9 protein-coding genes are annotated in these 11,085 nt (G+C 72.1%); 7 read left to right on the top strand and 2 right to left on the bottom strand.

The genetic code is table 11. The annotated features are described in order from the left end of the window. Positions 1-14: 14 nt before the first annotated feature. Positions 15-803, top strand: coding sequence for an enoyl-CoA hydratase-related protein (locus tag WMF34_RS44150; RefSeq protein WP_012241241.1), 789 nt, complete (start codon positions 15-17; stop codon positions 801-803). A 260-nt stretch (positions 804-1,063) separates the two neighbouring features. Here WMF34_RS44150 and WMF34_RS44145 read toward each other — a convergent pair whose 3' ends face one another. Next, a complete protein-coding gene (locus WMF34_RS44145; RefSeq protein WP_012241240.1) occupies positions 1,064-2,209 on the bottom strand; it encodes an FAD:protein FMN transferase in 1,146 nt (381 codons plus the stop codon). A gap of 65 nt (positions 2,210-2,274) precedes the next feature. Here WMF34_RS44145 and WMF34_RS44140 point away from each other — a divergent pair, with 65 nt between their 5' ends. Then, entirely contained in the window at positions 2,275-3,561 is a 1,287-nt protein-coding gene (locus WMF34_RS44140; protein ID WP_437991575.1) for a M20 family metallopeptidase, read from the top strand. 6 nt (positions 3,562-3,567) lie between these two features. Here the strand turns inward: WMF34_RS44140 and WMF34_RS44135 are convergent, their stop codons facing one another. Continuing rightward, positions 3,568-4,152, bottom strand: coding sequence for a hypothetical protein (locus tag WMF34_RS44135; RefSeq protein ID WP_437991574.1), 585 nt, complete (start codon positions 4,150-4,152; stop codon positions 3,568-3,570). 226 nt (positions 4,153-4,378) lie between these two features. Between WMF34_RS44135 and hemE the strand changes: the two genes are divergently transcribed. The 5 genes from hemE (at position 4,379) to WMF34_RS44110 (ending at position 11,084) form a co-directional block, all read left to right on the top strand. Further along, positions 4,379-5,428, top strand: coding sequence for a uroporphyrinogen decarboxylase (gene hemE / locus WMF34_RS44130; protein WP_012241237.1), 1,050 nt, complete (start codon positions 4,379-4,381; stop codon positions 5,426-5,428). 220 nt (positions 5,429-5,648) lie between these two features. Next, entirely contained in the window at positions 5,649-6,434 is a 786-nt protein-coding gene (locus WMF34_RS44125) for a class II glutamine amidotransferase (protein WP_437991573.1), read from the top strand. 1,085 nt (positions 6,435-7,519) lie between these two features. Next, complete coding sequence (locus WMF34_RS44120) at positions 7,520-8,419, top strand: GGDEF domain-containing protein (protein ID WP_012241235.1); 900 nt, start codon at positions 7,520-7,522, stop codon at positions 8,417-8,419. 43 nt (positions 8,420-8,462) lie between these two features. Next, positions 8,463-9,824 (top strand): aspartate aminotransferase family protein, encoded by a 1,362-nt coding sequence (locus WMF34_RS44115; RefSeq protein ID WP_437991572.1) that lies wholly within the window; start codon positions 8,463-8,465, stop codon positions 9,822-9,824. A gap of 48 nt (positions 9,825-9,872) precedes the next feature. Next, positions 9,873-11,084 (top strand): acyl-protein synthetase, encoded by a 1,212-nt coding sequence (locus tag WMF34_RS44110; protein ID WP_437991571.1) that lies wholly within the window; start codon positions 9,873-9,875, stop codon positions 11,082-11,084. Position 11,085: the final 1 nt, after the last annotated feature.

Here is an 11,085-nt window from a genome sequence, read left to right as displayed (position 1 = left end):
GCTAGGCAAGCTCCATGTCGGAAGCCACTCCCGTGAAGCTCGACCGGCGCGGCGCGGTCGCGGTGCTCACCATCGATCGGGCGGATCGCCGCAACGCGCTCTCCCGGGACGCGCTGCTCGCCTTCGGCCGCCTCGGGCGCGAGCTCGTGGACGACCCGGAGGTGCGCGCGATCGTGATCACGGGCGCCGGTGACAAGGCGTTCTGCGCGGGCGCCGATCTGAAGGAGCGGCAGGGCATGAGCCCCGACGACGTCCGTCGCCAGGTGGGCCTGTACCGGACCGACCTCGGGGTGCTCGCGCGGAGCCCGAAGCCGGTGATCGCGGCGATCAACGGCGTCGCGTTCGGCGGGGGGCTGGAGCTCGCGCTGATCTGCGATCTCCGGGTGGCGGCGCCGCACGCCGAGCTCGCGCTGCCGGAGACGTCGCTCGGCATCATCCCGGGCGCGGGCGGCACGCAGCGGCTGCCGCGGGTCGTCGGCGAGGCGCGGGCGAAGGAGATGATCCTGCTCGGCAGGAGGCTCACCGCGCCCGAGGCGCTCGCCTGGGGCCTCGTGAACCGGGTGTCGCCCGAGGGGACGCCGGTGGTCGACGACGCGATCGCGTGGATCGAGCCGATCGCGAGCGGCGCGCCCATCGCGCAGGCCGCGGCGCTCGGGGCGATCGACGACGGCTATGACGTGCCGCTCTCGCTCGGGCTCGAGATCGAGCGGGTCCACTACGACGAGACGCTGCGCAGCGAGGATCGGCTGGAGGCGCTGCGCGCGTTCGCCGAGAAGCGGAAGCCGGTCTACAAGGGGCGGTGAGGGCGGCGGGCGGCGGGCGGCGGTGACGGCGCGGCGGCCGAGCGCGAGGTCGCCCGCGCGCTGGACTCTGCAAATGAGATCTCCAGCAGATGCCTCGACATCTCCCTCGCCAAGAATGGCAATTTCAACATTGAACTCGTCTTGATGTTCGATGGCCCGAAGCTCCTCGGAAAGCGCGCGGACGCCGCAAGTTCCCGAGAGCACGATTGGCTCCACACGCAAAGCGCAACACGTGAAACCTAGCCTCAGGGCCGAGACCACTACAGCCCCTCCGTCGGCTGCCGCAGCACCTCGACCTTGCCCTCCAGCCGCTTCGACACCCACACCTTGTTGTTCCGGTCGACGATCACCGCGCCGCAGTCGTCGATCGACTCGACGAGCGCGAGCCCCTTCTCGGCCCCCAGGATGAACGCCGCATCATCGACGGCGTCCGCTGTCAGCGCGTCCTTTGCCCAGATGGTCACGCTCCGGCTCTCGGACGCCGGGAAGCCGGTCCGCGGATCGATGATGTGGTGATAGCGCCTGCCGTCCTTGATGAAGCTCCGCTCGTAGTCGCCCGCCGTGGAGAAGGCGTGGTCCTCCACCTCGATCATCGCGAAGTAGTCGTTCGCGTCCTTGCCGCGCGGGTCCCGCACCCCTGCCCTCCACGGCGACCCGTCCGGCTTCTTTCCGGCGATGTACAGGTCACCGCCGGCCTGCACGAAGAACGACGTCAGCCCCTCCCCGCGCAGCACGCGCGCCGCGGCGTCGACGGCGTAGCCCTTCGCGATCCCGCCGAGGCTCATCCGCATCCCGGGCTTCCCGAGCATCACCGTGCGCCGCGCGCGATCGATCTTGATCTGCCTGTGATCGATGAGCGCGCGCGCTCGCTCGACGTCTTCCTTGCGCGGCACGTTGTCGTCGATGTCCTCGTCGAACTTCCAGAGCCCGTGCATGGCCTCGAAGGTGACGTCGAAGACGCCCTCCGAGCGCTCGCTGATCCAGAGGCTCTTCTCGATCACGGCGAGCGACTCCGGGCTCACCTCCACCGCGCCCTTCCCGGCCGCCGCGTTGACCCGCGACAGCTCGCTGTCCGGCCGCCAGGTCGTCATGAGCCCCTCGAGCCTGCGGATCTCGGCGATCGCCTTGTCGAGCCGGGCCCTGATCGCCGCCTCATCCATCGCCTCGCTCGTGTAGGCGGCGAGGAGCAGGCTCGTGCCCATCGCCCTCGCCTCGACCGCGACGCGGGCGGGCCCGGCCTGCGCCGGAGCGGCCTGCGCCGGCAGAGGCGCCGCGCTCGCGCTCGAGGCGTCCGGCCCGGCCTCTTGGCGCGCGCGTGGGCGCGCGTCACAGGCAGCGAGCGCGAGCGCCGCCGCGAGGCAGGGGAAGAAGCAGAAGAGGAGCGGAGAACAGCGCGGTCCGTGCATTCGAGGGTCCTGGCTCCGTGAGAAGGCCCGACAGCGTGGCGGCGTGCGAGCGTGCGAGCGCGCGAATGCGCGAGCACCACCGGGCGGCGTCGGCGGAGCTCCTCCGCCAGCGCCACCATGGCCCGGGCGAGCCGCGCGGATCCAGAGTAGTATCGCTCGCCGCCATGAACCTCGACCCGAGCCGCATCCAGCGTGACATCGACGACCTCTCCCCGGACCTCCGCGAGATCGCCGCGCGCATCCACGCGAACCCCGAGCTCCGCTTCGAGGAGCACAGGGCCGCGGCCTGGCTCGCCGAGGCCGTCGAGAAGCGCGGCATCCAGGTCGAGCGGGGGCTCGCCGGCATGCCCACCTCGCTCCGCGCGCGCATCGGGCGCGGCGGGGGTCCCCACCTCGCCATCCTCGCGGAGTACGACGCGCTCCCGGAGATCGGCCACGCTTGCGGGCACAACCTGATCGCGGCGGGCGCGCTCGGCGCGTTCCTCGCGCTGGCGCGGCAGAAGGACGCCGTGGCCGGCACCATCGATCTGGTCGGGACGCCCGCCGAGGAGGGGGGCGGCGGCAAGATCAGGCTGCTCGAGGCGGGCGCCTTCGAGGGCGTCGACGCCGCGATGATGTTCCACCCGTTCGACCGCGACCTGCTCGCGCACGACACGCTGGCCAGCGCCTGGCTCGAGCTCCAGTTCCGCGGCAAGCCGTCGCACGCCGCGCTCGCGCCGTGGGACGGCAATAGCGCGCTCACGGCCTGCCTCGACACCTTCCGGCTGATCGACGGCCAGCGCGTCCACTTCCGCGACGGCGTCCGGGTGCACGGGTTCATCAAGAGCGGCGGTCAGGCGGTCAACATCATCCCGGAGCTCGCCGTCGCCGAGTTCTCGGTCCGCGCCCTCGACACCGAGGAGCTCGCCCGCGTGCGGGCGATCGTGGAGCGCTGCGCCCGCGGCGCGGCCATGGCGAGCGGGGCCGAGCTCACGCTCGTCGATCAGGGCGGCTACAAGAACATGGTCAACAACCGGAAGATGGCGCGCCGCTTCGGCGAGCACCTGCGCGCCCTCGGCCGCTCGCCGCTCGAGATGGACCCCGCCGTCGGCACCGGCTCGACCGACATGGGCGACGTGTCCCACGCGCTGCCCGCCATCCATCCGTGGATCGCGATCTGCGGCAAGGGAGAGACGACCTGCCACCAGCACGCGTTCGCCGAGCGCGCCGCGAGCCCCGCCGGCCAGGACTCGATGCTGATCGCCGCCAAGGCCATGGCGATGACGTGCGCGGATCTCCTGCTCGATCCCGAGCTGCGGCAGGGCGTGCGCGAGGAGTTCGCGCAGCGGAAGGCCGGGGCGAGCGCGCGCTAGCTCCCTTCAGCCGTCGTCCTGAAGGGGGTTCCCGAGGTCGTCCATCAGCCCGGTCCCCCCCTCGATCGGGATCGCCCGCGCCAGGGCGACCCGCTCCAGCATCACCGACAGCGCGATCTTGTCTCCGACGTCCGGCAGCCAGGTGCGGGACCCATCCCAGAGATCGAGCCGGATGTTGCTCGACGGCACGGTCCCGCTGACCGCCGCCGCGGCGCCGGCGCCCGCCTGCGCGGAGGGCACCGCCATCCGGTCGATCTGCGACCAGGCGAAGCGCCGCACGCGCGGCACGCCGAAGGTGAGCAGCTCGCGCAGCTCGATCCCTTCCGGGTGCACGACGACCCCCCGCATCTGCTCGCGCAGCACCATCGCCAGCGCGCTCACGCACAGGACGATGGCGCACACGCTGGAGGAGACGAGCCGGTGGCGATCGCCCTCGACGACGTACTGGAAGATCCGGGAGCTCGAGGGGGCGTTCTGGCCGTAGAAGATCACCGCCGAGACGCCGAGGGCGAAGGTCAGGTAAAGCAGCGCCGGGAGGCGCTCCTTCAGCGGCGGCCCGAACGCGATGCGCTTCTCGGGCCTGTACGTCATGTCAAAGCCGGGAGGTCTGGAGGGACGCGCCATAGACTCGTAGTCTACACGGAGGGGGAGCCGACGCTTGGGTCCGCCCCCTCGACCGGCCGCCTCGGGCCCTGCCGCGCCGCGCTCCCGGCGACCCACGTTCGGGCGATGGGCTGAAACCCATTGCCGGGCGATGGCTGAACGGACATGAAGGGGCGTCCCGACGGCGTCCCGTCGACCCCTCCTGGAGCCTTCCATGCACGATCGCTTCCTGCGCGCCTGCCGGCGAGAGCCGACCGATGTCACGCCCGTGTGGTTCATGCGCCAGGCCGGCCGGTACATGGCCGAGTACCGGGAGCTCAGGAAGAAGTACACGCTCCTCGAGATCTGCAAGACGCCCGAGCTCGCGCTCGAGGTGACGCTCCAGCCGCTGCGGCTCGGGATGGACGCGGCGATCCTCTTCGCGGACATTTTGCTGCCGCTCGAGCCGATGGGCGCCCCCTTCGAGTTCGCGAAGGGCGAGGGCCCGGTGATCCACGAGCCCGTGCGCGATCGGGCCGGCATCGAGCGGCTGCGGGTGTTCGAGCCCGAGGAGGGCCTCGGCTACGTGCTCGACGCCGTGCGCCTCATCCGCAAAGAGCTGGACGGCAAGACGCCGCTCATCGGCTTCGCCGGCGCGCCGTTCACCATGGCGAGCTACCTGGTCGAGGGGGGCAAGTCGAGCGACTACCGGCTCACGAAGCAGCTGATGTGGAGCGACCCCGAGGCGTGGTCGGCGCTGATGGGCAAGATCTCGGAGGTCGTCCGCCGCCTGCTGCGCGCGCAGGTCGCCGCGGGCGCCCAGGCGGTGCAGCTGTTCGACTCGTGGGTCGGCTCGCTCTCGATCGACGACTACCGCGAGCACGTGCAGCCGCACGTGCGGTACATCCTCCGCGATCTCGAGGCGACCGGGGTCCCGGTCATCCACTTCGGCACGAACACGGGGGCGCTCCTGGAGGCGCAGCGCGACGCCGGTGGCACGGTCATCGGCGTCGACTGGCGCACGCCGCTCGACAAGGCGTGGCAGCGCGTCGGGTACGATCGTGCGGTGCAGGGCAACCTCGATCCGCTGCTGCTCTGCGCGCCGCGCGCCGTCGCCGAGCGCCGCGCGCGCGCGGTGCTCGAGGAGGCCGGCGGGCGCGCAGGGCACATCTTCAACCTCGGCCACGGCATCATCCCGGAGACGCCGGTCGATACGGTCAAGGCGGTCATCGATCTCGTCCACTCCATCCCGCGCGCGTCGCTCCAGGGCGAGCCGGATCGCTGACGCCGCGCATCGCGCCGCGGCGTCGACCGGGATCTGGGGCGGGCGCCAGGCCGCGCCGCCGCGTCGCGCCGCGCCAGCGCATCGCGCCGCGTCGCTGACCAGGATCGGGCGGCGAGGAGCGAGGCCGCGCCGCCGCCTGGCCCCGATGAAGAAGCCGCATCGGCGCCTCACCGTCGAGATCTCAGACACCCTCCCGGGGTGATATGGTCCAGCCGCGAGCATGTGCGAGCTCCTCGGGATGGAGTGCAACGTCCCCACAGACATCGTCTTTTCGTTCAACGGCCTCCGGCACCGGGGCGGCCGCACCGGTCCCCACGCTGACGGCTGGGGTCTCGCGTTCTTCGAGGGGCGCGCCGCGCGCGTGTTCCTCGATCCGAGCCCCGCCGCGCAGAGCCCGCTGGCGCGATTCCTCAGCGAGACGCCCATCAAGACGCTGCTCGCGATCGGCCACATCCGGCGCCGCACCCGCGGCGACGTGCTCCTCGCCAACACGCACCCGTTCATGCGCGAGCTCTGGGGACGCCACTGGGTCTTCGCGCACAACGGCACGCTCCCTCGCGTCCGGCGCCGCGCGCTGGGCCGCTTCAACCCCATCGGAACGACCGACAGCGAGCACGCCTTCTGTTACCTGCTGGAGGGCCTCCGCAGCTCGTTCCCCGGCTATCCGCGCCGGCCCAGCGAGCTCTGGGAAGCGATCGCGGCGCTCGGCGGCGAGCTCGGCCAGGATGGCACGTTCAACTTCCTGCTCGGCGACGGGCGCCACCTCTTCGCCCGCTGCGCAACCCGGCTCTGTCACATCATCCGCAAGGCCCCCTTCGGCGTCGCGACGCTCCTCGACGACGATGTCCGCGTCGACTTCTCGGCCGTCACGACCCCGAAGGATCGGATCGCGGTGGTCGCGACGAGCCCGCTCACCGCGAACGAGACCTGGACCATGGGACGACCGGGCGAGCTCTGGGTATTCGACGGCGGTGAGCTACGCGCGACGCTGTCGTCGCTCGCCTGACCGGCGCGCCAGCGCGGTGTCCACCCCTCGCGCGCTGTCGAGCCGCGGCCTGGAGATGGGCACGGCAGCCCGAAAAGAAAAACGCCGCGACGGACCTGGGGGGGGAAGGTCTCCGCCGCGACGCAGGTCTATCCTACGCACCCTGTATGCCAAGTCAACTAACCGGCACGCTGGCGCGGCCGCTGCGCGGTCGCGACGCACGCGGGTCCACGCGGTTCCGCTCGGTTCCGCTCCGCTCCGTTCCGCTCGGTTCCGCTCGGTTCCGCTCCGTTCCGCTCCGTTCTGCTCGGCTTCGCTCGGTTCCGCTCGGTTCCGCTCCGTTCCGCTCCGGAGCAGCTCCGTTCCGTGCCGCTCGGTTCCGCTCCGCTCCGTTCCGTTCCGCTCCGTTGCGTGCCGCTTCGCTCCGTTCCGCTTCGCACGGTTCCGGTCCGCTGCGTTCCGCTTCGCTCAGTTCAGCGTTGTGATGCGCCCTGGTTTTGAGGCAGAACTCACAGAGCCTCGTCCCCGCAGAACGCGGACATGCCAGGCGAACAGACACATCGTGTTCCAGCGAACCATTCTCTCCCTTGCCGGCTCAATCGCTCGCCGGACGGGTGGCGGCGCGCTCGGGAAACGCATAGAGAGACCCGCGTCCTCGGCAGCTCGGGCTGCACAAGAGGAAAGAGATGGGGCGTCAACTGCGATAGCAGCGCACAGCGCCCCACAAGGCGCATCGGCGAGCACCGGCGGTGCGGCGCGGCGTGAGCGGCGGCAAACGGCGGCGAGGGGCGGACGGCGTGCGGGGAACAAGCCGAGAACGTGGAAGGGCACAACGGACGCGACGAGCGCAACGAGCGCGACGCAGCGCAGAGGGCGACGTAGGCCGTTGTCGGGTCGGGAAGGCGGAGGAAGCACTGAAGACGGCTCCGCCCGGATGGCCGTCTTGACGGGAGTCGGGGCATGTCAGTACGCTTTGACGTTGGGCGAGCTAGGGCATATCGAACCGTTGCATCGCGACCGAAGAGCCACGCCCGGGTAGGTTCCGTCTCGGGAAGAGCTCGAACGATGTCGAGGCTAGGTCGCACGACGGGTTGGGCTGAGCGCGCGTGAGTGACTTCGACGAAAAGACTCGTGTAACGCAGGTGGTCCAGCCCCCACCGGGCGGCGGCAGCAAGAACACGACCGACTGCCTGGTCGTGATCTACACGAAGGAGCCCACGCTGCTCGGCAAGCGGTTCGTGCTGGAGAACAACCCGACGCGGGTCGGTCGCGGCGCGGACAACCACATCGTGCTCGACGGCGACTCCGTGTCACGAAGGCACGCCCATTTCGAGCAGCGGCCGAGCGCCTGGATGGTCGTCGACGATGGGAGCACCAACGGGACGTACTGCAACGATGAGCAGATCTCCCGCGAGGTGGTGCTGAAGAACGGAGACCGGGTGAAGATCGGCCCCACGATCTTCAAGTTCCTGTCCGGCGCCGACGTGGAGGCGCAATACCACGAAGAGATCTACCGGATGACCATCATCGATGGTCTCACGCAGATCCACAACAAGCGCTACCTCTACGAGGCGCTCGAGCGCGAGATCATCCGCGGCCGCCGCCACGAGCGGGACCTCGCGATCCTCCTGTTCGACATCGATCACTTCAAGCGCATCAACGACGTCCACGGCCACCTGGCCGGCGACTTCGTGCTGAAGGAGGTCGCGCGCATCGTGCAGAGCCGCATTCGCCGCGACGAGGTCTTCGCGCGCTACGGCGGCGAGGAGTTCGCCATCATCCTGCCGGAGACGTCCATCGAGGGCGCGGCGGCCCTCGGCGAGACCCTGCGTCAAAAGGTCGCGGAGCACCTGTTCGTGTTCCAGGCCGACAGCATCCGCGTGACGATCAGCGTCGGCGTGGCGCTCCTCCAGGAGGGCGATCGCACCGCGAACGACCTCATCAAGCGCGCGGACGAGCGCCTCTACCACGCGAAGAACAGCGGGAGAAACCGGGTGTGCGCCTGAGCAGCCGCCCGCGGGCGCGCTAGCTTCCGGCGGAGGAAGGACGATGCCGAACAGCGATCTGCCGCTGCCGGCGGCGCCGGACGCGGGCAGCGGCGCGGAGCTGCCCGCGATCCTGTCGCCGCCGCCTGGTCCCCTGTCGCGGAGCGCCCTCGAGCGCCTCGAGCGCGTCGAGTGCCCGGCGTTCGGCCGGCGGCGCGAGGCGCGGGCGCAGAAGAGCGGCGCCGACATGCTGCCGATCGTGCTGTCGCACGGGCGCGGCGCGAACGTCTGCGACGTCGACGGGAACCGCTACGTCGACCTGTGCGCCGGCTTCGGCGCGCTGCTGCTCGGCCACGCGGCCGCGCCGGTGCGGCGCGCGGCGGAGGAGCAGCTGTCGCGGCTGACCCTCGCGCTCGGCGACGTGTACTCGGCCGACGTGAAGATCACCCTGCTGGAGCGCCTCGCGGCGCTGCACCCCGGGCCCTCGCCCATGGCGCTGCTCGGCCAGAGCGGCAGCGACGCGATCACCGCGGCCGTCAAGACGGCGGCGCTCGCGACGGGGCGGCCGGGGCTCGTCGCGTTCGAGGGCGCGTACCACGGGCTCGGGTACGCGCCGCTCGCGGCGTGCGGGCTGCGCGAGAGCTACCGGGCGCCCTTCGCGGAGCAGCTCAACCGGCGCGTGACGTTCGCGCCCTACCCGCGCGATGAGGCGGGCGCCGCGCGCTCGGTCGACGCCGTCGAGCTCGCGCTGCGCAGGGGCGACGTCGGCGCGGTCCTCCTCGAGCCGATCCTCGGGCGGGGCGGCTGCGTCGTCCCGCCCGACGCGTTCCTGCCCGCGGTCTGCGAGGCGGCGCACCGGCACGGGGCGCTCGTGATCGCGGACGAGATCTGGACCGGCCTCGGTCGTTCGGGGGCGATGACGCGCACAGGAGAGCTCGGGGCGCCGGTCGATATCCTCTGCTTCGGCAAGGGGCTCGGCGGCGGGCTGCCCATCTCCGCGTGCGTGGCGCCCGAGCCGATCATGCGGGCGTGGGCGCGCGAGGGCGAGGTGGTCCACACGTCGACGCACTCCGGATCGCCCCTCGCGTCGAGCGCCGCGCTCGCGACGCTCGACGCCCTCGACGAAGGCCGGCTGGCCGCGCGCTCGCGCGACGTGGGCGCTCGCTTCCAGGCGACGCTGCGAGAGGCGCTCCCGCGCAGGGCAGGCGTCGTCGACGTGCGGGGCGCGGGGCTCATGGTCGGCGTCGAGCTCGAGAGCGCCGAGATGGGGCTCCGGGCCATGCGCGGGATGCTGGCCGAAGGGTACCTGGTCCTCACGGGCGGGGTGCGCGGCGAGACGCTGACGTTGACGCCGGCGCTCACCATCCCCGAGGCGCTGCTCTCGGCCGCGGCCGGCGCGCTCGCGCGCGTGCTGCGCGCGTGTTGACGGCCTAGCGCGCGAGCGGAGCAGGACGCGCGTGCTATCCCGGTGCCCGTGGGACCGATAGACCAGAGCGAGGCGCTGCACCGCCGCGCGCGGGCGTTCATCGAGGCGTCGCTCGGCGTGGACAGGGCGGGCTCGACAGGCGCCGGCCGAGCGGCGGCCGCCTCTCCTCCGCAGGACCAGGGCGAGCGCGGGGCGCTCCCGGAGACCTTCGATGCGCTCGCGATCGCCCTCGCCCGGCACCAGGCCGCGCATTGCGCGCCGGTGGCCCGCCTCTTCGAGGCGCGCGGCGCGGACGTCGCCGCGATGGATCACGCGGCGCAGATCCCCGCCGTGCCGTGCGACGTGTTCCGGTTCGCGCGCGTCGCGGCCCACCCGCCGGAGGCGGACGAGCGCGTCTTCCGCACGAGCGGGACTTCCCTCGGCGCGGCGTCCCGCGGCGAGCACCCGTTCCGCACGACCGCCACGTACGAGCTCGCCGCGCTCGCGTGGGGGGAGCGCCTGCTGTGGCCCGACGGCGCGCGACTCCGGGCGATCGTCCTCGCGCCGCCGCTCCACGAGGCGCCGGACTCGTCGCTCGGGTTCATGATCGACCGCTTCGCGGCGCGCCTCTCGGGGCCGGCGAGCTGGCACGTTCGCGGCGGCGAGCTCGACGCCGCGGGGTTCGCCCGCGCGTGCGCCGAGGCGCGCGCCTCGGGAGAGCCGGCGCTCGTGCTCGGCACGTCGTTCGCTTTCGTGCATTTGATCGAGCATCTGATCGAGCATCTTCTCGAGGCGCGGCTGCCCGAGGGCGCGGCGCTGCTGCCCGAAGGGAGCCGGGTCATGCAGACGGGCGGCTACAAGGGCCGCTCGCGCGAGGTGCCCGCGGACGAGCTGCGGGCGTCGATCGCGCGGGCGCTGGGGGTGCCCCTCTCGCACGTGGTGAGCGAGTACGGCATGACCGAGCTCTCCAGCCAGCTCTACGAGGGCACGCTCGCGGCGGCGCTCTCCGGCGCACCGGGCGCGGCGCCGGGGCTGTACCTCGCGCCTCCCTGGACGCGCGTCACCGCGGTGGACCCCGAGACGCTCGCGCCGCTCCCCGCGGGGGAGATCGGGCTCGCGCGGATCGTCGATCTCGCGAATGTCGACTCGGCGGTCGCCATCCAGACCGCCGACCGCGTGCGCGTCACCGCGGAGGGCGTCGAGCTCCTGGGCCGCGCGTCCGGGGCGCCGCCGCGCGGCTGCTCGATCGCGATGGACCAGATGCTCGGCGGCGGGGCGTGAC

Source organism: Sorangium sp. So ce145 (assembly GCF_051525985.1).
GTDB classification, from domain to species: domain Bacteria; phylum Myxococcota_A; class Polyangia; order Polyangiales; family Polyangiaceae; genus Sorangium; species Sorangium cellulosum_B.
This window is presented reverse-complemented; position numbering and strand designations above follow the sequence as displayed.

Bases quoted from the DNA above. Each gene is read 5' to 3' on its own strand.
- WMF34_RS44150 (WP_012241241.1), top strand. From the start codon at position 15: ATGTCGGAAGCCACTCCCGTGAAGCTCGACCGGCGCGGCGCGGTCGCG.
- WMF34_RS44145 (WP_012241240.1), bottom strand. From the start codon at position 2,209: ATGCACGGACCGCGCTGTTCTCCGCTCCTCTTCTGCTTCTTCCCCTGC.
- WMF34_RS44140 (WP_437991575.1), top strand. From the start codon at position 2,275: ATGCGCGAGCACCACCGGGCGGCGTCGGCGGAGCTCCTCCGCCAGCGC.
- WMF34_RS44135 (WP_437991574.1), bottom strand. From the start codon at position 4,152: ATGACGTACAGGCCCGAGAAGCGCATCGCGTTCGGGCCGCCGCTGAAG.
- hemE (WP_012241237.1), top strand. From the start codon at position 4,379: ATGCACGATCGCTTCCTGCGCGCCTGCCGGCGAGAGCCGACCGATGTC.
- WMF34_RS44125 (WP_437991573.1), top strand. From the start codon at position 5,649: ATGTGCGAGCTCCTCGGGATGGAGTGCAACGTCCCCACAGACATCGTC.
- WMF34_RS44115 (WP_437991572.1), top strand. From the start codon at position 8,463: ATGCCGAACAGCGATCTGCCGCTGCCGGCGGCGCCGGACGCGGGCAGC.